Source organism: Glaciimonas soli (genome assembly GCF_009497155.1).
Lineage (GTDB): Bacteria > Pseudomonadota > Gammaproteobacteria > Burkholderiales > Burkholderiaceae_D > Glaciimonas > Glaciimonas soli.
Window position 1 is genome coordinate 1 of the sequence record NZ_WINI01000014.1, and the last position, 23134, is coordinate 23134.

Here is a 23134-nt window from a genome sequence, read left to right on the forward strand (position 1 = left end):
TACCTTCACTTCGCAGCTTACTTCGCGTCGTTTTTTGCAGAGGCCGAACTATAGCAACACGCCTTCAACACCGCAAGCAATTTTTGAAATATTTTCAATTTTATTTAAAAACCGGTTTTCTCTTCTCCAGGAACGCTTTCATGCCTTCTTTTTGGTGCTCTGTTCCAAAAACGCTGTGGAACACACGGCGCTCATATAAGACACCTTCGCTCAGCGTAGTTTCATAAGCCCGATCAACGGCATCTTTGATCATCATCACTGTGGGGAGCGACATACTCGCAATTACTGTCGCCGCGTCCAGCGCCTCTGTCATTAGCTTATCCAATGGCACAACGCGCGACACCAGTCCGGCACGTTCCGCCTCTTCCGCATCCATCATTCGCGCGGTCAGACACATATCCATTGCTTTAGCCTTCGACACTGCGCGTGGCAAGCGCTGCGTACCACCTGCTCCAGGAACAACGCCCAATTTAACTTCTGGCTGCCCAAATTTGGCATTGTCAGCAGCAATAATGAAATCGCACATCATTGCCAGCTCACATCCGCCACCCAGCGCGAAACCGGCGACTGCGCCGATTACTGGCTTGCGTACACGACGAATATGCTCCCAATTACGGGTGATGAAATTGCTTTTGTAAGCATCTATATATGTATGATCCACGATGGCTGCAATATCCGCCCCCGCAGCAAAGGCCTTTTCGCTCCCAGTCAGCACGATGCAGCCGATGCCTTCATCAGCATCGAATTTTTGTAATGCATCACCTAACTCGTCCATTAACTGGTCATTTAGCGCATTGAGCGCGGCTGGTCGATGCAAACGGATCAAACCAACTTTTCCATGAGTTTCAACTTGAATCGCTTCGTATGACATGACATCTCCTATCTAATTAATATAATGGTGATTTTCAAACAATAAATCAGTGCTCCGCAATCCCTGCCGAAATTTGGGACTTACGCAAACTGCCCGGGCAAGGCGCAACGACGAAGGCGGTACTTTAGTGCGATCAGAAGGGACCTGGAATTAATTCTCTTACATCTTGTCTATAGTTAGGCATAAAATGAATATAGCCATGAAAATATGGCCAGTAGTCAGTCCACTGTAGGAGGAACACCATGTTCAAGACTATTTTGGTTCCCACTGATGGCTCGGCTTTATCGAATAAAGCGATTGTCGCTGCGATCGAATTTGCCAAATTTAGCAACGGCAAAATTGTTACGATTTCTGTCGCAGAGCCTTATCCATTCTCTCCAATGGCCGAAAGCACAATGGCCGCCGATCCCGGAACCTATGAAGAAAACATGTTAGCGCTAGCGCAATTACATGTACAACAAGTGGCTGATGCTGCAAAAGCGGCTGGCGTAGCCTGCGAAACGCTCACCACACAAGCCTTCAATCCAGACGAAGAAATTTGCCATGCTGCAGATAAATATCATTGTGACGTCATTTTTATGGCATCACATGGTCGCAGCGGGCTGAGCAGGCTTTTTTTAGGCAGTAAAACACAAAGGGTATTAGCCCACTCCACTATTCCAGTCTTGGTTTTGCGCTGAATTTACAGCGCAAAACCCCATAATTGGTGCTGAGTTAGCCGGATTATTTAATCGCCACTTTAGGCAACAACACCCACATCATCCCGCGCTGCTTCATACGACCCGCCATTTCACCTGCCTCGTCGCCATACCCCCAAAAGAAGTCGGCTCGTACGGCGCCTTTGATGGCGCTACCCGTATCTTGCGCCATCATCAGCTGCTGTAAATTTTTGTTGCTGTTAGGTAGTGTCGTCGCCAGGAACACTGGCACACCCAATGGGACAAAGTGCGAATCCACGGCAATCGACCGTTTCGAAGTCAGCGGTACTCCTTGCGCGCCTTTCGGCCCCAGATTCGCATCAGATAATTTTTCTTCTTTGAAAAAGACATAACTCGGATTGGCATTCAACAATTCTTGCTGGCGCCTAGGATTAGCGGCCAACCATGCCTTGATCCCTTGCGCCGAGGCTTGCGCCAGCGTCAACTCGCCTTTATCGATCAAATAACGCCCAATTGATTTGTATGGATAGCCATTTTGATCGGCATATGCCAATCGCAACATTTCACCATCACTCAACTGCACCCGCCCCGAACCTTGCACCTGCAAGAAAAAAGCATCGATAGGGTCATTAACCCACACAATTTCTTTACCCGCCAAACTACCGGACTTATCCAACTCCGCCCTTGTTGGATATGGCACTACGCGATTGCCAACCAGGCGACCTCGCACACGCAAACCCTTTAATTCGGGATAAACAGTCGCCAAATCAACCGTTATCAAATCATCCGGCGCACTATATAACGGCGTCTGATACGCGCCGCCACGTTTACGCGATCCATGCAATAGCGGTTCGTAATAGCCAGTTACCAGGCCATTCGCTGTTCCGTCTGCATTCACTACCTGGTAAGGGGTAAAGAATGATTCGAAAAAATTGCGCACAGAACCTTCGTTACGACTATCGAGATTGGCGGCGATAGAACATGGCTCTTTCCAACTCGGTTTTTTGGCCATGCTGGAACACGATGTCAAAAATGCAGGCAGCGCCAAACGTAAATCATCCGCTTTCCACCCGGGTAAAGTCGCAAAAGTCGTCGCACGCAAGGTCCCCGGTGGATATGTAACCTCCGGGGATGTCGCGTTAGAAGTTGATGATGCTTTAGTTGGAGATGACGATGAAGCCTCAGCAGGAGAAGTTGTCGCAGCAGAGCTGATCGGTGCTGTTGGCGCAGTTATCAATACCGGTGAACTACAAGCCGCCAAACTGACAGCGATAATTACGCTCGAAACAGGTAGACTTACACGTTTGAAAAATCGTTTGAATATTTGTCTATATAGCATTGAGGATACTTTATGTGGTTATTAGCGCTTGAAGCAGCTACGGCTTTCTTTTTATTAGTATTTATTGTGTGGTGGACAATGTCTGGTCGCAAACCTGATCAAACACTCAAAAGGAAAGCTCCGCCAAAGAATAAAGAGTAATCGCTGACGCGGTGCAATTTTTTCTGAGTTGCTGCGTTATTTAATGCAAAGTTCGTTAATGCAAAGTTCGCGGCAGTGACAATACAAACTCTGGAATTTTCACCTCGAACTGCTCGCCGTCTTCGGCGACACAAAAATATTCGCCAAACATTGAGCCTTGTGGCGTCGCCAGCTGGGTGCCGCTGGTATATTCATACACTTCACCTGGCTGTAATAAAGGTTGAAGACCGAGCACTCCCAGGCCTCGCACTTCTTCGACGTGATTTGCGGCATCAGTGATCACCCAATGGCGAGAAATCAATTGTGCCGCCACTTGTCCGGTATTTTTAATCGTAATGTGATACGCAAAAACATAGAACTCCTGAGCCGGCTCTGATTGCTCCTCCATATATTGGGTCTTCACATCCACCGTAAACTCGTAAGCAGCCATAATAAATTCCTTGATTTGCGCGTTTGCTGATCAATAGCAAGAACCGGACATTGCACACCAAATCCTACAGCTATGCAAGCATTCATCTGACGTTTGCAAAACTGACGGAGTAAAATAGCGCATCTTTTTACATTTTATACATTCACAGTATCCATCCCATGCCAACAGCTCCTACCTATCGCATCGCCCCAAGTATATTGTCCGCCGACTTCGCCCGCCTTGGCGAAGAAGTTCGTAACGTCGTTAGCGCTGGCGCTGACATGATCCACTTCGACGTCATGGACAACCATTATGTTCCCAATTTGACGATTGGCCCCTTGGTATGCGAGGCCATACGGCCACATGTACAAGTTCCAATTGATGTGCATCTGATGGTTAAACCCGTCGACCGTATCATTCCCGACTTTGCTAAAGCTGGTGCCAATATCATCACTTTTCATCCAGAAGCATCTGAACATATTGATCGCTCCTTACAACTGATACGCGATAACGGTTGCAAAGCCGGATTAGTTTTCAACCCTGGAACGCCACTGCATTTTCTCGATCATGTGATGGACAAACTCGACATCATCTTGATTATGTCAGTCAACCCTGGTTTTGGCGGTCAATCGTTTATTCCTGAAGCGCTGAAAAAAATTGCGGCCGTGCGGCGTAAAATTGACGAGTCTGGCCGCGACATTTTGTTAGAAGTCGATGGCGGCATCAAAATCGATAACATCGCACAAGCTGCAGCGGCAGGCGCCGATACTTTCGTCGCTGGTTCAGCTATTTTCGGCAAACCGGATTACAAAGCGGTCATCGATGCCATGCGTAAAGAACTAGCTAGTATCTAAATGACAAAGCCAACACGCTTCACGGACATCGCCGCTGCGATCATTGATTTAGATGGCACCATGCTCGACACCGCGCCTGACTTTCATGCAGCGGTGAATCGCATGCGCGCAGATTTTGATCTTACGCCGCTCACGCAAGCCACTATCATCAATTTTGTTGGTAAAGGATCAGAACATTTAATCCGTCGCGTGTTGAGTGTTGATTACAACGCAACACAAGTTGAGCATCATTTTGAGACGGCACTCACGTCCTATCAGCGCCACTATCTGGATATCAATGGCGCTCACGTCACCATCTATCCGGATGTGTGCGAAGGGTTGCAAGCATTACGCGAAAAGGGCTTACGTTTAGCCTGCGTAACCAACAAACCCATTGCGTTTGCCTTGCCATTGCTAGAAAAAACCGGACTGCGTGATTTTTTCACTTTGGTGTACGGCGGCGATTCTTTCCCCAGGAAAAAACCTGATCCGATGCCGCTGTTGCAAGTTTTTCGGGAATTTAACGTTGCGCCATCGCAAGTCGTCGCGATTGGCGACTCATCCAATGACGCCATTGCTGCACGCGCTGCAGGATGCTGGGTGCTAAACGTGCCATATGGTTACAACCACGGTGAGTCTGTACAAAATATCGATTCGGATGGTATAGTCACGTCGCTGCTTGATGCAGCGAACCGTATTTCTCCCTAATAATATCGTTTTTAGAAATTATTCTTACGCATGTTTCTCAACACTAAACGTAACGTTCCACTAGCCGCCCCTGAGGCCTGGCTTTGGCGACGCTGGCAATCCGGGACTAACTAAGTTAGCCCATAGATCGCCGCTGTCTGCTTTTTATCATAAATTTCAGACAACGTTTTTTGTAGCTTATTGATTTAAGCGTCGCTGTTCTACAATAGCGACCTGGAGAAAAACATGACCGAACTCGAATTCAAATCGCTGGCCGCACAAGGCTACAACCGTATTCCATTGATCGCCGAAGCCTTGGCCGATCTTGAAACGCCATTAACGCTGTATCTCAAGCTGGCCCAAACCCAGCAAACCGGCAAGAACACTTTCTTGCTTGAGTCAGTGGTGGGCGGCGAGCGTTTTGGGCGTTACTCGTTTATCGGCTTACCAGCGACAACTCTGCTGCGTAGCTACGGCACTCGAATTGAAGTCGTCAAAAACGATCAGGTGATTGAAACCGCTGAGGGCAATCCACTCGACTTCATCACCGCATTTCAAGCGCGCTATAAAGTCGCAATACGCCCCGGAATGCCGCGTTTTTGCGGCGGTCTGGCCGGTTATTTCGGTTACGACACAGTGCGTCATATCGAAAAGCGCTTAGCCAATTCGGCACCTAAAGATGATCTCGGCTTGCCAGATATCCAATTATTGCTGACCGAAGAATTAGCGGTTATCGACAATTTATCCGGCAAGCTCTATCTGATCGTCTACACCGATCCGACTCAGCCGGAAGCGTTTTCCAAAGGTCGTCAACGCCTGAAAGAATTGCGCGCCATGCTGCGTCGCCCTGCCGATGCGCCTGTCACGTCTGCATCGGTACGGACTGAGACGATTCGTGATTTCAAAAAAGAAGATTATTTAAAAGCGGTCGCCAAGGCCAAAGAATATGTAATGGCGGGCGATCTGATGCAAGTGCAAATCGGTCAGCGCATCAAAAAACCTTATGTGGATTCACCACTGATGTTGTATCGCTCGCTGCGTTCGCTAAATCCATCGCCTTACATGTATTTCTACAATTTCGGCGATATGCAAATCGTAGGATCGTCGCCAGAAATTCTGGTGCGCAATGAGCAAACTTCTGCCGCTACTGCCACCAGCGAAGCGAAACGCAAAGTGACTATACGTCCACTGGCCGGAACACGACCACGCGGCGCGACGCCAGAGCGCGACGAACAACTCGCGGTCGAGTTGTTAGCTGATCCGAAGGAAATTGCTGAGCACGTCATGCTGATTGATTTGGCACGCAATGATATTGGCCGCATCGCTGACACCGGCACCGTCAAAGTTACCGATCAAATGGTGATCGAAAAATATTCACACGTGCAGCACATCGTCTCTAACGTGGAAGGCACGCTCAAATCAGGCCTCTCCAATCTCGATGTCTTAAAAGCGACCTTCCCCGCCGGCACACTGTCCGGCGCGCCGAAAGTACGGGCGATGGAAATCATTGATGAACTCGAGCTGACCAAACGCGGCATCTATGGCGGCGCCTGCGGTTACTTATCTTTTGGTGGCGAAATGGATGTCGCCATCGCGATCCGTACCGGCGTCATCAAAGACGGAATGTTGTACGTCCAAGCTGCCGCAGGCATCGTCGCCGACTCAGTGCCAGAAACCGAATGGGAAGAAACTGAGAATAAAGCCCGTGCCGTATTGCGTGCAGCGGAACAAGTGCAAGATGGCTTGGATGGAGAAATCTGATGTTACTGATGATAGATAATTACGACTCCTTCACCTACAATCTGGTGCAATATTTCGGTGAGCTTGGTGAAGATGTACGCACTTTCCGCAACGATGAAATCACACTGGACGAAATCACTGCGCTTAACCCAGAACGCATCTGCTTATCGCCAGGCCCCAAAACACCACAAGATGCGGGAATCTGCATAGCCGTGCTAAAGCAACTCTCAGGAAAATACCCTATTCTCGGCGTTTGCCTTGGTCATCAGGCAATTGGGGAAGCATTCGGCGGCAAAGTCATTCGTGCCAAGCAAGTCATGCACGGCAAAACTTCGCCGATTCACCATACTGGTGTCGGTGTATTTAAAGACATACCCAATCCATTTACGGTGATTCGTTACCACTCGCTGGCAATTGAACGTTCATCACTGCCAGATTGCCTGGAAGTTACAGCATGGACGGAAGATGGCGAAATTATGGGCGTGCGTCATAAGACATTGGATGTCGAAGGCGTACAGTTTCATCCGGAATCTATTCTGTCTGAACATGGCCACGCTTTATTGAAAAATTTCCTGCAGCGTTAATTTCAGCCTGCATTCTCTTGCATTAATGTGAGCGGCGTTGCGCTACATCTAGCAAACGCAACGCCACTCACCGTTTCCAGAGGCAATCATGCCAATTACCGAACAAGAAGCGTTATTGCGCTGTATCGAACATCGCGAAATTTTTCACGATGAAATGCTGCATCTATTCCGTAAAATCATGCGAGGCGAAATGTCGCCAGTCATGATTGCGGCACTGACAATGGGCTTACGTGTCAAAAAAGAAACCATAGGCGAAATCGCCGCAGCGGCGCAAGTCATGCGTGAATTTGCCACGCCAGTACCGATCACCGACACGAACAATTTGCTCGACATTGTCGGCACTGGTGGTGATGGCGCACAGACGTTTAATATTTCTACCGCCACCATGTTTGTTGCGGCAGCCGCAGGTGCACGTATCGCCAAACATGGTGGGCGCAGCGTTTCATCGTCTTCTGGTAGTGCAGATGTATTGGAGTCGCTCGGCGCCAACATTAATCTGACGCCAGCGCAAGTTGCGCAGTCCATTGAAGAAACTGGCATCGGCTTCATGTTTGCGCCGAATCATCACGCGGCAATGAAACATGCTGCGCCGGTTCGCAAAGAATTAGGCGTGAGGACGATTTTTAATATTCTCGGCCCACTCACTAATCCGGCAGGCGCACCGAATATTTTGATGGGCGTATTTCACCCTGATCTGGTCGGCATACAGGTGCGCGTGCTGCAACGGCTGGGCGCGCAACGTGCCGTCATAGTATGGGGACGCGACAACATGGATGAAGTATCGTTAGGCGCGGCGACCCTGGTTGGCGAGCTGATCGACGGCGAAATTCGTGAATATGAAATTCATCCGGAAGATTTCGACATGCCAATGATCGCTAGTCGCAATTTGAAAGTTGCCAATTCTGTCGAATCGAAAGAGAAGATTTTTGAAGCATTGAATGATGTCCCTGGACCTGCACGCGATATCGTCGCGCTCAATGCGGGCACAGCGTTATATGCCGCTGGCATAGCCAATTCGATAGCCGATGGTTTAAGCAAAGCACGGGCAGTGATGACCTCTGGTGCCGCGCGTGCCAAGTTAGAGCAATTCATACTCACGACGCAAAAAATCGGCGCCAAAAATTAAAGCGCGATTACAGCAAAAAGGAATCCAACCATGTCCGATATCTTAAATAAAATCCTCGACGTTAAAGCCGAAGAAGTCGCTGCTGCAAAAAAGCAGCGTGACTTTGCCAGCCTGCGTCGTGATGTCGAATCCGACAGTGAAGCACGCAGCAATTTGCGCGGATTTGAAGCGGCGTTGCGCAGCAAGATTGGCGCTGGCCATGCCGCAGTTATTGCTGAAATCAAAAAAGCATCGCCGTCAAAGGGTATCATTCGCCCCGATTTCAAGCCGGCGGAAATTGCAATCAGCTACGCCAAGCACGGCGCTGCTTGTTTATCAGTTTTGACCGACGAGCATTTTTTCCAAGGTTCACCGGACTATATGAAACAGGCACGTGCTGCTTGTGCATTACCGGTATTGCGCAAAGACTTCATGATAGATCCTTATCAGATCTATCAAGCGCGCCATTGGGGTGCCGATGCGATTCTCTTGATCGTCGCCGCGTTAGATCACGGCTTGATGGTTGAATTGGAGGCAATCGCTTTAGAGCTGGGAATGAGCGTATTGGTGGAAGTCCATAATGCAGAGGAATTGACGGCAGCGCTAAAACTCAAAACCGCTCTCCTCGGTATCAACAACCGCAATCTGCGCACATTTGAAACATCGTTGGATAACACCATCAGTTTGTTGCCACGTATTTCGCCGGACAAACTGATCGTCACAGAATCCGGTATATCGACAGCGGATGATGTCAAGCGTATGCGTGATGCCAATGTCAATGCGTTCCTGGTTGGCGAAACATTTATGCGCGCGCCAGAGCCTGGGGTTGAGTTAGCGCGCTTATTTAATACTTAATTGATACTTGATTCTTTTTTCCATAAAAAATGGCGCGAAAATTTCGCGCCATTTTTTATAAAGCTAGGCTTACGCAGCTACACCCACGTCGACTCTTTACTCTGAGTTGCTATCAATACGTCTTCGTTAAGCTCGACTCCCAGTCCCGGCGCATCGCTCAAATTCACCCATCCATGCGCATCCGGCTCTATCGTTTCAGTCAACAAAAAATCTCGACGGGCAGTTGACCACTCCGGCGGGTCATAAGGAAACTCCACAAATCCCGCGCCTGATGTCGCACCTGCAGCAATATGCAGGTTGGCTGCCAACCCAACACCGTTACCCCACGTATGCGGCGTAAAAATATGTCCTCGCTCTTCCACTTTCGCTGCCAAACGACGCTGCCCTTCCATCCCTAATGTACACGCGACATCGGGTTGATAAATGTCCAGGCATTCATTGCGCAACAACGTATCGAACTCATACTCTTCACGCGTCAACTCACCTCCCGCAATACGAATACCAACCTGTTGACGGAGCGTTTTGTAACCCTCGTAATCTCCGCGATGCAAGGGCTCTTCCATCCAATGCACATTGAATTTTTCTAATTTTCGCGCAATTTCCACGGCCTTTTCGACATTCCAAGGGCGTGAAATATCCCACGGCATACGCCAACCTTGATTGCAGTCGACCATCAATTCCAACTTATCACCGACGGCTTCACGTACTGCCGACAACACCAGAAAATCATCGGCTAGCGAGGGGCGACCAAAGCGTAACTTCAAAGCGGGAAAACCGCGCTCGATCGCATGCAAAGCCATCTGTACACTATCTTCCGGCCCTCGATGTACGCCGGATGATGCGTAAGTACGTACGCGTTGATTGCGACCACCCATCATTTTCCAGCAAGCTTCTCCACGGATTTTCCCCGCTAAATCCCACAACGCTATATCCAATGGCCATGGCCGACCGGCATGAAATCCGATATTGCCGAGCACCGCATTATGGCGTTCGAGATCCAGTGGATTTTGTCCGATGAACAAATATTCGTAATCCGAAAAACCATACATCACATCGCCAGAACCTATTCCCATATTGCCGTCCTGATCGAAAATTCGCACAACGGTAGCGGGAAATTTTTTACGAGGCTGCGTATCCCAAGATGCAGGGAAAGCTGGATTGAGATCGAGTTGGTGATGCGTGATGGCGATACGTTCAATGCGTGAGGTCATTTGGTCTCCGAAACGGTACAACATCAATATTTTAGGGAATTCCTAATACAATGCTTCATCACCGAACGCGTGATAAATCCCTGGTGAAGTAATTTTGTCTATCAATGCGACAAGACGCTCCGCCCCTTCTTCTGCCGTAAAACATGCATCGCTGGAACCAGATTCTGTGCGTAACAAGCCGGGATTAATCGATGCCACAACGATATCCTTCATGCTGCTATCCGAAGCCATACACAGGCTCAACATGTTTTGTGCGGCTTTAGCAATGCGATAAGGATAGGTAAAAGCTTTCCCATCAAAATCTCCGCGTTGATGCTGTAGCACCGAGCCTAAGCGCGAAGTGAGATTAATAATTTTTGGCTCAGGTGCTGCGCGTAATTTGCTTAATAACGCCTGAGAAACCTGCAACGGCGCAACACAATGCAAACGCAATTGCGCCATCAGCTCTGCAGCATCAACATCTGCCAAATGATAACCATCACTGCCAGTGCCAGCGCTATTGATCACGCAATCAATGTGCGAATAGCCGGCTACCAATTCGGCGATATCATGTGCGGCATTGGCTGCTGTCACATCAACAATGCCATAGATGACGCCAGGAATAGCTTCGGTCAAAGGCGAGCGGCCGACGCCAAAAATCTGATCGCCGCGCGCTGCATAAATTTGCGCTAAACACCGCCCTAAGCCGCGCGATATGCCTGTAATAAAAATATTCAAAAGTCACCTTTGTATTCATCAAAACAAAAATCTGATGCAGTCTCATGACGTCCGTAATCTGTACTGTATTCGTGCTAGCATCCTTTATTAAATTACTCACACCTTATCTACGTTCCCTCTCCATCATGAGCAGATTGCCGCCACTTAATTCTTTGCGTATCTTCACTGTCGCAGCCCAACATAAGAGCTTTACCTTGGCAGCAGAACAATTGCATGTCACGCAAGGTGCGGTTAGCCGCCAAGTCAAATTACTTGAAGATTGGTTGGGGAAAAATCTGTTTCATCGTCAGCATCAAAGTTTGGAGTTAACTGAAGACGGCAAAGTATTAGCTGCCGGATTAGAGCAAGCCTTTTTACAAATGGAACGTACCGTCAACAAAATTTCCAAAATTCAAACAAATCAACGCATTGCCATCAACATTCCTCCGACCTTTGCAACTCGTTTAGTCGCACCTCGCCTCAAAGCATTTCAACAGCGTTTTCCGACTGTGGATTTATCGATTACCAACGATGCAATTTCGCAAATACGATCTTCTCAACATCTTGATTGTCTGATCGTGTTTTCCTCAGTGCCCTGGGAAAAATGTGATTGCGAGCTTCTCATGTGGGAAAGTCATGTTGCCGTTGCCAGTCCTGCTTTATGGGAAAACAGCCAGGCACCGACACCCGGAACGCAAACCTTGCTCCATATCCTGAACGGCGAAGAACGTCTGCCCGTTTGGGAAAACTGGTTGGCCGCTGCAGGATTAACACACATAGAATCACGTCCCGGTATCGCCTTTAGTACACTCGATCAAGCCATCAATGCCGCCACCACGGCAACCGGATTGGCGGTCGTTGATTCGGCCATGATTCAAAAAGAACTTGAAAATGGCCAACTACAAAAATTTTCCGATGTTGAACTAACCGGACCTTATGGTTATTGGTTCATCTCGCTCCATCATGACCCGGCCAAAGAGATTCTGATCAAGCAAATCCAGCAATGGTTTGTTGGCTTGTGTGACGGAGTGGATGTCGCTTTATAAACCGAAATCAATGCACTTTCTTTTCCACGAACCGTCGCACATAATCGTCTGCGGGGTGTTCTAAAATATCTTTGGGTGTACCGACCTGCACCAGACTGCCATCTCGCAAAATGGCGATTTTTGCACCTATGCGTAATGCTTCGTCGATATCATGCGTAATAAAAACAATGGTCTTATTCAATTTGGCTTGCAGTTCCAATAGCAGGCTTTGCATATCCGTGCGGATCAAAGGATCAAGTGCGCTAAACGCCTCGTCCATCAACATAATGTCGGTATCAGCAGCAAGCGCACGCGCCAAGCCAACGCGCTGTCGCATCCCGCCAGAAAGTTGATCGGGATGCTTGTCTTCATAACCCTTCAAACCCACAGCCTCTATCCACTTCATTCCGCAGACATGTGCTTCGGCTTTAGGCTCGCCACGCAATTTCAAACCGTACATCACGTTATCAATCACCGTGCGATGCGGCAGTAAACCAAAACTCTGAAACACCATGCTGATATTGCGGCGACGAAAATTGATTAACTCATTATTATTGAGTTTAAGCACGTCTTTGCCGCGATATAAAATCTCACCTGCACTCGGTTCGATCAAACGGTTGAAGTGTCGCACCAAGGTCGATTTTCCAGATCCAGATAAACCCATGATGACGAAAATCTCGCCGGCATTGATACTTAACGAGACATTATTCAAACCCACGGTACAGCCTGTTTTAGCTAATACTTCGCTTTTGGCGATACCCTGTTTGACCATTTCCAGCGCCTGCTTTTCATTACGCCCGAAGACTTTATAAACTTGGTTAACAATGATTTCTGACATGAAAATTTCCTAGGAATTGAATGAATCTGGCCGTTTAATTTTGCGCCTATTTTTCAAGCTCAGTTCGACCGTTTATCCGCACCAAACCCTTGTGATACCCGATCAATAATGATCGCTAAAATCACAATCGCAATCCCTGCTTGCAAACCAAGTCCGATGTTTTGATTATTAATACCTTCCAATACATCGATGCCCAAACCGTTTGCACCAATCATCGACGACACCACGACCATCGCCAACGCCATCATATTGGTTTGATTTATCCCGGCCATGATGCTCGGCATCGCCAATGGCAATTGCACACCCAGCATCAACTGCCAACGATTGGCACCGAATGCGATGGCGGCCTCGACCACTTCTGGATTTACCTGCCGGATACCTAAATTGGTTAAACGAATTAAAGGGGATACGGCATAAATGACGGTGGCAAATACTGCGGGAACTTTCCCCAGGCCAAATAACATCAGTACCGGAATCAAATACACGAACACCGGCATGGTTTGCATGATGTCGAGTATCGGCAAGACAATTTTGCGCACACGTTCACTGCAAGAAACGATAATGCCGATAGGAATTCCGATCATCACCGTCAAGAATGTTGCCACCACTACCAGGGCAGTGGTTTGCATCATTTTGTCCCACAGACCAAATGAGCCGATAAGCATCAGACCCAACACAACCAACGCAACCTGTGAAATTTTGCGCAGAGAGACAAATGCCAATGCAGCGACAATACCGATGAACAACCACCACGGTGTTTTTTGCAAAGTCTTTTCAATAAACACCAGCACCATCATCACTGAGTGCGCCATGGCGTGAAAAAAATCGCCGTAGTTAGTCACGATGCCGTCAACAAAATCGTTAACTGGCGCCACCATAGAAAAGGTGAGATTAGTTGGGAACATAGGATTTCTCAGGTGGGCATTAGGTTACGCACTAATGCAATTGAAGTCCCGTCAGGAAAACGAGAAGGACTTCGTATAATCATTTGACGTCATCTCTCACACAAGTACCCATGTGGGCTTACTTGTGCGAGATGAATACACCGGTTTTATTTGATTGAATACTTACAGAATGTCTTACTTCAGACTGCTGGCAACTTTTGCGGCAACATCGTCCGGCACCCACTTTTTCCACACTTCCGGATGCGTTTCAAAGAATTTTTTTGCCATGGCAGTTGGTTCGACGCGGCTTTTATTCATATCGACCAGATAAGGTCCAAGAATATCAAGCGGTACGTTAATTTTGCTAAAGAAATCAACCAATACCGGATCAGCATCATAGAATTTGGCATTCATGCCGACCACGATTTGAATTGGCGAGGAAGCAGAACCGCAAGGAGCATTATTGGCTTTGTCACGCAAAGTCGTATAGCACTTCTGATTGAAAGTAGGCTCGTCCAATTTTACGAATTTATATTCAGCCAGCAGTGGCGTTGGCGCCCAATAGTAGAACAGTACAGGCTTGCCACGTTTAATCGCAGAAACAATTGCGGAGTTCAGGGATGCACCAGTACCGGTACTGAAATTGTTATAACTGTCTGTCAGTTTGTAAGCTTTTAGTTTTTGTGAGTTTTCGAGCTCGCAAGTCCAACCGACGGGGCAATTCAAAAAACGGCCTTTGCTTGGATCTTCCGGATCAGCAAAGACGGCTTTGTATTTTGCTAAATCAGCGACGCTTTTCAAATCCGGCGCCAGCGGTTTCAAGTTGCGAGCAGGGTCGCCATGGATAACGTAATCGGGAACGTACCAGCCTTCAGCGCCGCCAACAATCGGACCTCCAACTTGCTTGATTTTCCCTGCTGCTACCGCTTTTTCTTGTGCTGCATTACGCCCAACCCACTGCTCCATATAGATCTGCAGGCCATTATTGGCCATCGCCGTTTCGGTTGCCATCGCCGTACCGGTAATGGTTTCTGTGTCACAGCCATAACCATTCTTGGCAATATAATTTGCTACGGCGGTAAGGAAGTCGCCGCTTTCCCAGCCAATACTGGCAAATTTCAAGGGATTACCTGAGTTACACCAAGCGCTAGTGGTGGCAAAACTTGCGTGACTAAATAAAATGGCAGAGCTGACTAACAAAGTGCCGCAGATTTTTTTCGTAATGGTCATGCTGTCTCCTGACGTAATATGCTTTTATTAACATCATTAATCACCAAGATGCTGATTTGTACCAATCTATGTCATCTTGGATATCGCGCTCATCGTGTATTTTCTGTTTTTGCAGAAAATTTGTGGCGCTTGTTTCACATACTATTGCAAATCTGAGCGCTGTAGTACAAACGATTTTTTGCCTGCCTTCATATGAGAAAAAGTAATGCAAGAAATCTATTTTTCGACAAGCGTCACATGAGTTTTAGTCATGCGCATAATGCGAAAAGATGATTTTTCAGCAGCGTTTATATACTTTAGTCTTCAAGCTGTACTGTACTTACATTGTTAGGTACTTCTATTACGCCTGGAGAAAAATCGTATGCCTGCAATTCCTACCTCGCTTCCACCACTGAAGAATTCCGAACTCATCAAAACTGGCGTGTACATAGCCGGTCAGTGGAAATCGCTACCAGAACAATATGCCGTCACCAATCCTGCGAACGGCGAATTACTCGCACATGTTGCACAAGCGGGGGCAACGGCGACCCAAGGCGCGATTGATGCCGCAGAAAAGGCTTTCCCGATATGGCGTGCAAAAACCGCCAAACAACGCGCTGCAGTCTTGCGGAAATGGTCTGATTTGATGTTGGACAATCAAGAAGATTTGGCCCAGTTGATGAGCGCAGAACAAGGTAAGCCTATCGCCGAAGCGCGTGGCGAAGTGGTGTATGCAGCTAGTTTTCTAGAGTGGTTTGCAGAAGAAGCTAAACGTGCCTATGGCGACGTAATTCCATCGCATAAAGCCGGTGCCAAGATTTTGGTATTAAAAGAACCCGTAGGCGTCGTCGCTGCAATCACACCATGGAATTTCCCGCTGGCGATGGTAACCCGCAAAGTCGGCCCTGCTTTAGCCGCCGGTTGCACTGTCGTATTGAAGCCATCCGAAGAAACCCCGTTATCAGCACATGCCTTAGCTGTGTTAGGCGAACAAGCTGGCGTACCCGCAGGTGTCTTCAATATTGTCTCCGGCGACGCCCCTTCAATCGGCAACACATTGATGGCTAGCTCTGTCGTACGCAAATTGTCCTTCACCGGCTCCACCCGCGTCGGCAAACTGTTGATGCGCCAGGCATCAGACACACTCAAAAAAGTCTCTTTGGAATTGGGCGGCAATGCGCCATTTATTGTCTTCGACGATGCAGACATTGACGCAGCAGTGGCAGGTGCGATGGCATCGAAATTCCGGAACACCGGACAAACCTGCGTCTGCGTAAATCGCTTCTATGTGCAAGATGCGGTCTTTGACACATTCACTCAAAAATTAACTGCTGCGGTAAAAGCATTGAAAGTCGGAAGCGCATTAGAAGATGGCGTCACCCAAGGTCCCTTGATCAACCAAGCCGCGCTGGCAAAAGTTGAACGCCATGTTGCCGATGCTCGCGCCAAAGGTGCGCAGATCCTTATCGGCGGCAAGCCGGATGTAAAAGGCGGCACTTTCTACGAGCCCACTGTCATCGCTGGCGCGACGCCAGAGATGGAAATGTCGCAAGAAGAGACCTTCGGTCCGGTTGCCGCTTGCTATCGTTTCAGCACAGAAGATGAAGTCATTGCCTTGGCCAACAGCACACCATTCGGTCTGTCGGCCTATTTTTATAGCCGTGATTTGGCGCGTGTATTTTATGTTGCGGACCAGATCGAGTCTGGCATGATCGGCATCAACGAAGGCGTGATTTCAACGGAGGTCGCTCCATTTGGTGGCGTCAAAGAATCGGGAATCGGGCGCGAAGGTTCCAAATATGGGATTGAAGATTACATGCACACCAAATATTTGTTATTGGGCGGTTTGCGGTAATTGTTATTAGCGTTGTTGGAAATGGCTCTCTCTCCCTGCGAGAGAGAAGCCAAAACCGTAACGCGTTACTCAGCCTTTTAATAGCCTGTATTCTGCCTTTGCAATTGCCTCGGCATCACCTCGCAACACCACGATGTCGCCGCTTTGCAAAAACGTTTCCGGCGCTATATCGACCTGCGATTTTGCCCTGCGTATCGTCGTGATTTCTACACCGATATTTTCCAATGCCAGCATCGCTAACGACTTGCCAATAGCTTTGGCACCATCAGATAAAGTGATCGAGTTAAGTCGTACTTGCAGACGATCATCGCTATCAGCAATATCATCAGCACCGTGAAAGTACCCGCGCAACGCGGCGTAACGCTCGTCGCGAGAAGCTTGTACGCGATGCACGACTTTTCGTAATGGCACACCCAGCATCACCAATGCGTGGGACGCCAGCATTAAGCTGCCTTCCATCGCTTCCGGCACCACTTCTGCAGCGCCAGCGGCACGTAATTTATCCAGATCTGAGTCGTCGTAACTACGCACTATCACTGGCAACGCGGGGGCAAGTTCTTGCACATGATGTAACACCCGTAAAGCCGATGGTGTGCTGACATAAGTAATCACCAAAGCTGCAGCACGATGCAAACCCGCTGCAACTAAACTTTCACGACGTGAAGCATCACCATACGACACTTGTGCACCAGCGGCGCGCGCTTCGAGAATCCGATCCGGGTCAAGATCCAATGCGTGATAGCCAATGCCCTCTTCTTCCAGAAGCTTCGCCAGATTCTGTCCGCTGCGACCGAAACCGGCAATGATGACGTGCTTTTTGGTCGCCATGGTACGTGTCGCCAATTGCGTCAACGCCAGTGATTGCATCATCCATTCATTGGCAGACAATTTCATCACGATGACATCGGACTTGCTCAAGATAAATGGCGCAGCAAACATCGACAACACCATTGATGCCAGAATGAGCTGGATCAATAAAGGATCCATCATCTTCAATGCACCTGCTTGGTTGAGCAGCACAAAACCAAACTCACCAGCCTGCGCCAAAGCAAGACCAGTACGTAAAGCAACGCCCGTAGAAGATCCGAAAATTTTCGCCAAAGCGGCAACAATGCCAAATTTCAACAGCACTGGAATAACTAATAACAGCAGCACCAGCCACCAATGTTCCATCACCAAACGCAGATTAAGCAACATCCCGATCGTGATAAAAAATAGTCCTAGCAAGACATCACGAAACGATTTGATGTCTTCTTCCACCTGATGTTTATATTCAGTTTCTGAAATCATCATGCCAGCGACAAACGCTCCGAGCGCCATCGACAGACCTGCACGCTCCGTAATCCATGCTGCCCCTAAAGTAATGAGCAAAAGATTGAGCATGAATAATTCTTGCGAGCGACGCTTGACCACTACGCGAAACCAGCTGCGTATCAATTTTTGACCGAGAAACAACAACAGCACCAATACTATCGCCGCTTTCAGTGCAGCCCAACCCAGCGTCTCCACCAGCGTGCCAGAATTGTTAGCTAAAGCAGGAACAATAATCAGCAATGGCACCAGCGCCAAATCTTGAAATAACAACACGCCGATAATGCGTCTGCCGTGTTCGCTTTCTAACTCCAGGCGCTCAGTCAACATTTTTGACACGATCGCGGTGGATGACATGGTGAACGCCGCACCAATAGCAAACGACGCTTGCCAACTGATATGCGTCATGTGCGGCAAAACATAGGCAGTTGCCAAACCCAGGAGCATGATCACTATGGTCGTCAACAGCACCTGTGCCACGCCAAGGCCAAATACAATCCGGCGCATCGCAATCAGTTTAGATAAAGAAAACTCCAAACCGACCGAAAACATCAAAAACACCACGCCAAATTCGGCTAGTGCGTGCGTTGTAGCATTATCTTCGGCGAAGCCCAATGCATGTGGGCCGATCAGAATGCCGACGGTTAAATACCCCAGCATGGGAGGCAAATGAAAAGTGCGAAAAGCCACCACGCCAAGGACGGCACAGCCGAGTAACAAAATGGTGAGCTCTAGTCCAGTCAGCATGAAATTGAGTGTTCAATAAAAATAGCAACGATGTATTTTGCGGCAAAACCGACACTCGCGTTGCTTTTTTTATACCCATGGATTTATATTTTCCTGACTTATCCAGCAAAAAATGATCAACGAACTCGTCCATGAAAGCGCGTTGATCAAATAACAAATCACGCCTAAGTGACTCATAGCCTCAAAAGCCGACAATCAAACCATTCAATAGAAATGGCCGGAATATCCGGCCATTTCTATTTCCAAGTTCTTTTTAGTATTAACTATCTGCCTTATGCAGATCGATTTATTCAGGCAATACCAAGCAGCTTGATCAAGCCAAAGCTGATCACAGACAATACCAGCAAGGATAAAATAACCACCGCAGTGACGCGTCCACCTGCCTTCAATACCGAGCGCGCATCAACCCCTAGCCCAAGCGCTGCCATCGATATGATGGTCAGAAAATTTGCTGATACCTGAGCTGGTTTGATCGCGAATTGAGGAATCAGCTCGAAGGAGCGCAGTCCCATCAACAGCAAGAAGCCGATGATGAACCATGGGACCATATGTGACAGCGATGGACGTGAATCGCTTCCCTCGCTTCCCTTTTTACGGCCAAACAGGGACAACAACAGCACCACCGGTCCCAGCATCAGAACACGAATCAACTTCACTAGCGTGCCGATTTGCGCACTAGTCTGCGAGACTGCTACGGTCGCTGCCAACACTTGCGGTACTGCGTAGACGGTCATTCCGGCGAAAATGCCGAACTGCACCATGGATAGAGAAAGCAACGGCACCAGGAGTGGCAGTACCAGCACCACCACGACACCGAACACAGCAGTAAAAGCGATCGAGGCGGCAACATCTTTGCTGTCAGCGTCGATTACCGGGGCTACCGCAGCGATAGCCGAATTACCGCAAATGGAATTGCCACAGGCAATCAAAATCGCCATTTTTTTTGGTAAGCCCGCTATTCTGCCGATGCAATAACTGCAAAAGATAACGAGCAACACGACGATTGCAATTCCCCCGATCAAACCCGGTCCTTTTTCCATAATGGCGCTGCCGCTGACGGATGCGCCCAATAACACTACGGCAATTTCCAGCACTGTCTTGGCACCAAAACAAATCCCGGCATCAAAGCGCGCATCAAGCTTGTAAAAAGTACGTACGATACTGCCGAGCAAAATTGCCAATACCAGGCTTTCTAACCAAGCACGGCCGAAAAAATGCACCTCCAAGTGTTCTAGCCCAAAGGCAACTACCGTAACAGCCCCACACAGAGCCAATCCGGAGAGGTATTTTTTAGCGGCTGTTACTATATTCGCATCCATTTTTCGTTCTCTTATTGCCTTAATTTGATGTATCAATTATCGGCTGGACAAATCGTTTAGTAAATTTTAAAATATTTCATAATTCGTTAAGTAAAAATGAACGATTAAATGACACTGGAACAATTACGCATTTTTGTTGAGGTTGCCGAGCGTCAGCATTTGACACAAGCGGCCGACGCCCTCGCACTGACGCCGTCTGCGGTAAGCGCCTCTATCCGCGTGCTGGAAAACCGCTATAGCACTCCTCTGTTCAACCGAGTGGGGCGACGCATCGAGACCAACGAAGCTGGGCGGATTTTTCTGACAGAAGCACGTGCCACGCTGGCTAGTGCGCGTGCGGCAGAACTGACGCTTGCGGAATTAGGCGGGCTCAAACGTGGTACGTTGAGTATTCAAGCCAGCCAGACGATTTCCAGCTATTGGCTGCCGGAACTACTCGTACGTTTCCGCCAGATGTATCCGCAAATTGAACTCTGTCTGACCGTCGGCAATACGCAGCAAGTAGCGCAAGCTGTGGTCGAAGGTACGGCTGATCTGGGATTCGTCGAAGGGAACATAGACGAAGCTGCGTTGACGGTAGAAACGGTAGGCGAAGATCGTATCGTGGCTGTCGTCGCACCAGGACATCCGTGGGCAAACGGTGAAAAGCTGAAGCCGGAAGATTTATTAAATAGTCAATGGATCATGCGCGAGCAAGGCTCGGGCACCCGCTCTGCCTTCGAAGAAATGCTGGCAGCAATCGGACTCGATGTGAATCAGCTTCAGATCGCCTTAACGTTACCTTCAAACGAAGCAGTGCGCTCAGCCGTGATGTCTGGGTCTTTTGCAACAGCGGTATCAGAGTTGGTGGTGGCGTCCCACTTGCAAGTGGGCTTGCTCTGTAAAGTTGATATCGATCTGCCGCCGCGACCGTTTTACCTGTTGCATCACAAAGAACGCTACAAAACCAAGGCCTCACTGGCGCTGCAAGAGTTGATTCAGCAGCGCACGTCTCCTTTTTAAGCACTGTGAAATTTCGTTCCTAACAATGCCTGCACCCATTTACGGCTAATTTCCATTTGCAGTCGTTTTCCACTAGCTCTCACAATGTGGAAACTTGTAAGCAAACTGCATTGGCAAGTTTTTTGCTTTGAGAATTCGTTTATACTCTGCGCATGAGTGTAAACGAACCCAATATTTTGACTAATTCCACCTCCAATACGGTCGAGCCAACACGCATCGACCAGACCCTGCGCGCCACTCGCGCTTTAGAGCTTGCCCGGCAAACCCTGCAAATCGAAGCCGATGCCATCATCGCTCTGCGAGATCGCTTGTCCAATAATGCCGTCTCTGCGCCTGATACGCCGTTCGCTCAAGCTGTAGCGCTTTTGCTTGCTTGCAGCGGTCGCGTTGTTGTCTCGGGCATCGGCAAATCCGGCCACATTGCTCGCAAAATTGCTGCGACTCTGGCCTCAACCGGAACACCTGCATTTTTCATTCATCCAGCCGAAGCGGCACACGGTGATTTAGGCATGGTAACGGAGCAGGATGCGTTTATTGCCATTTCCAATTCAGGTGAAACTGCCGAATTAATGGCGATTGTTCCCAGCGTCAAACGCATGGGGGCAAGCTTAATTGCCATGACCGGTAACGATGCGTCTGAATTGGCGAAATTGGCGACAGTCCATCTCAACGTGAAAGTAGATCAGGAAGCATGCCCACTCAACCTGGCTCCGACAGCGAGCACTACGGCAACCCTGGCGCTAGGTGATGCACTAGCGGTCGCGCTACTGGATGCCCGTGGTTTTCGCGAAGAAGACTTCGCCCGCTCGCACCCTGGTGGCGCGTTAGGACGCCGTTTGTTAACGCATGTGCGCGATGTGATGCGTAGCGGCGATGCGATTCCGGCGGTCACAGCGGATATTTCCCTATCGGCTGCACTACTCGAAATTACGCGCAAAGGGATTGCCATGACAGCGGTAGTCGATGCGCAGTTTCGCCCTATCGGCGTGTTTACCGACGGTGATTTACGCCGTTTGATTGAACAAGTACAAGATTTTTCTAAATTGAAGATTGCCGATGTGATGCATCCAAACCCGCACACCATCGGTCCCGATCAATTGGCGGTTGATGCTGTACATGACATGGAACAGTATCGCATTAACCAATTATTAGTCACCGATGACAGTGGCAAACTGGTGGGTGCATTGCACATCCACGACTTGACCCGCGCCAAGGTAATTTAATGACAGCATCAATGACGATATCAGGCAATGCGAACCATCAGCCAAGCGCCGAAGTGCTGGCACGTGCCGCCAAAGTACAACTGATGATTTTTGACGTTGATGGTGTGTTGACCGATGGCAGTTTGTATTTTGATGCCGATGGCGAGCAAGTCAAACGCTTTAATGTACTTGATGGCCTTGGTATTAAGCTATTACAAAAAATGGGAATTGCGACCGCCATCATTACCGCGCGCAGTTCGCCCATAGTGCGACGACGTGCCGAAGATCTTGGTATCACGCACGTCTTTCAGGGTGCGCTCGAAAAGCATCTGGCACTGGCAGAATTATTGGCACAATTGAACTTGTCGGAGGATGCTTGCGGTTACATTGGCGATGATGTCATCGACTTGCCGATTCTGACCCGCGCCGGATTCGCCGTCAGTGTGCCTAATGGTCATCCGGAAGCAACCTCGCGTGTGCATTACGTCACGCATGCGCTTGGCGGCAACGGTGCGGTACGTGAGGTATGCGATTTGGTGTTGCGGGCGCAAAATAAATATGAAGCTGCGATCGCTTCGTATCTGAACAACTCTGTCGGTTTGTAGCCAAATA

At 48.8% G+C, this 23134-nt stretch carries 23 protein-coding genes; 13 read left to right on the forward strand and 10 right to left on the reverse strand.

Annotated features, from left to right (window positions below):
• Positions 1-100 precede the first annotated feature (100 nt).
• Entirely contained in the window at positions 101-871 is a 771-nt protein-coding gene (locus GEV47_RS18470; RefSeq protein ID WP_153236279.1) for an enoyl-CoA hydratase, read from the reverse strand.
• Between the two features lie 242 nt (positions 872-1113).
• Here GEV47_RS18470 and GEV47_RS18475 point away from each other — a divergent pair, with 242 nt between their 5' ends.
• Entirely contained in the window at positions 1114-1551 is a 438-nt protein-coding gene (locus tag GEV47_RS18475; protein ID WP_153236280.1) for a universal stress protein, read from the forward strand.
• 43 nt (positions 1552-1594) lie between these two features.
• Here the strand turns inward: GEV47_RS18475 and mltA are convergent, their stop codons facing one another.
• Positions 1595-2578, reverse strand: coding sequence for a murein transglycosylase A (gene mltA, locus GEV47_RS18480; protein WP_228124804.1), 984 nt, complete (start codon positions 2576-2578; stop codon positions 1595-1597).
• On the opposite strand from mltA, the gene GEV47_RS19890 reads away from it, so the two are divergent.
• The gene (locus GEV47_RS19890; protein WP_228124810.1) at positions 2463-2894 is read left to right on the forward strand and encodes a hypothetical protein; all 432 of its coding nucleotides are present in this window, start codon (positions 2463-2465) and stop codon (positions 2892-2894) included. The two genes, mltA and GEV47_RS19890, sit on opposite strands and share 116 nt — an antisense overlap.
• A gap of 171 nt (positions 2895-3065) precedes the next feature.
• On the opposite strand, the gene apaG is transcribed toward GEV47_RS19890, so the two are convergent.
• Positions 3066-3440, reverse strand: a complete 375-nt coding sequence (apaG, locus tag GEV47_RS18485) for a Co2+/Mg2+ efflux protein ApaG (RefSeq protein ID WP_153236282.1) — start codon at positions 3438-3440, stop codon at positions 3066-3068.
• Between the two features lie 158 nt (positions 3441-3598).
• On the opposite strand from apaG, the gene rpe reads away from it, so the two are divergent.
• From rpe to trpC, 6 genes are all read left to right on the forward strand, one after another.
• Entirely contained in the window at positions 3599-4273 is a 675-nt protein-coding gene (gene rpe, locus GEV47_RS18490) for a ribulose-phosphate 3-epimerase (RefSeq protein WP_153236283.1), read from the forward strand.
• On the forward strand, positions 4274-4960 hold the full coding sequence (locus GEV47_RS18495; RefSeq protein WP_153236284.1) for a phosphoglycolate phosphatase: 687 nt from the start codon (positions 4274-4276) through the stop codon (positions 4958-4960).
• 225 nt (positions 4961-5185) lie between these two features.
• Positions 5186-6700: an anthranilate synthase component I gene (trpE, locus tag GEV47_RS18500; protein ID WP_153236285.1), complete on the forward strand. Its 1515-nt coding sequence runs from the start codon at positions 5186-5188 to the stop codon at positions 6698-6700.
• Positions 6700-7263: an anthranilate synthase component II gene (locus GEV47_RS18505; RefSeq protein WP_153236286.1), complete on the forward strand. Its 564-nt coding sequence runs from the start codon at positions 6700-6702 to the stop codon at positions 7261-7263. The genes trpE and GEV47_RS18505 overlap by 1 nt, the downstream gene beginning before the upstream one ends.
• Positions 7264-7351: 88 nt before the next feature.
• Positions 7352-8389 (forward strand): anthranilate phosphoribosyltransferase, encoded by a 1038-nt coding sequence (gene trpD, locus GEV47_RS18510; protein ID WP_153236287.1) that lies wholly within the window; start codon positions 7352-7354, stop codon positions 8387-8389.
• 30 nt (positions 8390-8419) lie between these two features.
• A complete protein-coding gene (gene trpC / locus GEV47_RS18515; protein WP_153236288.1) occupies positions 8420-9223 on the forward strand; it encodes an indole-3-glycerol phosphate synthase TrpC in 804 nt (267 codons plus the stop codon).
• A 77-nt stretch (positions 9224-9300) separates the two neighbouring features.
• On the opposite strand, the gene GEV47_RS18520 is transcribed toward trpC, so the two are convergent.
• Positions 9301-10434 carry a mandelate racemase/muconate lactonizing enzyme family protein gene (locus GEV47_RS18520; RefSeq protein ID WP_194270715.1) on the reverse strand — a complete coding sequence of 378 codons (1134 nt, stop codon included), beginning with the start codon at positions 10432-10434 and terminating at the stop codon, positions 9301-9303.
• A 42-nt stretch (positions 10435-10476) separates the two neighbouring features.
• Entirely contained in the window at positions 10477-11151 is a 675-nt protein-coding gene (locus GEV47_RS18525; RefSeq protein WP_153236290.1) for an SDR family NAD(P)-dependent oxidoreductase, read from the reverse strand.
• A 44-nt stretch (positions 11152-11195) separates the two neighbouring features.
• Between GEV47_RS18525 and GEV47_RS18530 the strand changes: the two genes are divergently transcribed.
• Positions 11196-12176, forward strand: coding sequence for a LysR family transcriptional regulator (locus GEV47_RS18530; protein ID WP_153236291.1), 981 nt, complete (start codon positions 11196-11198; stop codon positions 12174-12176).
• A 7-nt stretch (positions 12177-12183) separates the two neighbouring features.
• On the opposite strand, the gene GEV47_RS18535 is transcribed toward GEV47_RS18530, so the two are convergent.
• The 3 genes from GEV47_RS18535 to GEV47_RS18545 all read right to left on the reverse strand — a co-directional run bounded on the left by GEV47_RS18535 (position 12184) and on the right by GEV47_RS18545 (position 15107).
• Positions 12184-12993, reverse strand: coding sequence for a quaternary amine ABC transporter ATP-binding protein (locus GEV47_RS18535; protein ID WP_153236292.1), 810 nt, complete (start codon positions 12991-12993; stop codon positions 12184-12186).
• A 59-nt stretch (positions 12994-13052) separates the two neighbouring features.
• A complete protein-coding gene (locus GEV47_RS18540) occupies positions 13053-13898 on the reverse strand; it encodes an ABC transporter permease (RefSeq protein WP_153236293.1) in 846 nt (281 codons plus the stop codon).
• Between the two features lie 174 nt (positions 13899-14072).
• On the reverse strand, positions 14073-15107 hold the full coding sequence (locus GEV47_RS18545; RefSeq protein ID WP_153236294.1) for an ABC transporter substrate-binding protein: 1035 nt from the start codon (positions 15105-15107) through the stop codon (positions 14073-14075).
• Between the two features lie 361 nt (positions 15108-15468).
• Between GEV47_RS18545 and GEV47_RS18550 the strand changes: the two genes are divergently transcribed.
• Positions 15469-16941: an NAD-dependent succinate-semialdehyde dehydrogenase gene (locus GEV47_RS18550; protein WP_153236295.1), complete on the forward strand. Its 1473-nt coding sequence runs from the start codon at positions 15469-15471 to the stop codon at positions 16939-16941.
• A 69-nt stretch (positions 16942-17010) separates the two neighbouring features.
• On the opposite strand, the gene GEV47_RS18555 is transcribed toward GEV47_RS18550, so the two are convergent.
• Together GEV47_RS18555 and GEV47_RS18560 are read right to left on the reverse strand one after the other, a co-directional pair.
• Entirely contained in the window at positions 17011-18999 is a 1989-nt protein-coding gene (locus GEV47_RS18555) for a cation:proton antiporter domain-containing protein (protein WP_153236296.1), read from the reverse strand.
• Positions 19000-19289: 290 nt separating this feature from the next.
• Positions 19290-20318, reverse strand: a complete 1029-nt coding sequence (locus GEV47_RS18560) for a YeiH family protein (protein ID WP_153236297.1) — start codon at positions 20316-20318, stop codon at positions 19290-19292.
• 108 nt (positions 20319-20426) lie between these two features.
• Here GEV47_RS18560 and GEV47_RS18565 point away from each other — a divergent pair, with 108 nt between their 5' ends.
• The 3 genes from GEV47_RS18565 (at position 20427) to GEV47_RS18575 (ending at position 23127) form a co-directional block, all read left to right on the forward strand.
• On the forward strand, positions 20427-21320 hold the full coding sequence (locus GEV47_RS18565; protein ID WP_153236298.1) for a LysR family transcriptional regulator: 894 nt from the start codon (positions 20427-20429) through the stop codon (positions 21318-21320).
• 152 nt (positions 21321-21472) lie between these two features.
• A complete protein-coding gene (locus GEV47_RS18570) occupies positions 21473-22543 on the forward strand; it encodes a KpsF/GutQ family sugar-phosphate isomerase (RefSeq protein ID WP_153236299.1) in 1071 nt (356 codons plus the stop codon).
• Positions 22543-23127: a KdsC family phosphatase gene (locus tag GEV47_RS18575; protein WP_228124805.1), complete on the forward strand. Its 585-nt coding sequence runs from the start codon at positions 22543-22545 to the stop codon at positions 23125-23127. Before GEV47_RS18570 ends, GEV47_RS18575 begins: the two co-directional genes overlap by 1 nt.
• Positions 23128-23134 lie beyond the last annotated feature (7 nt).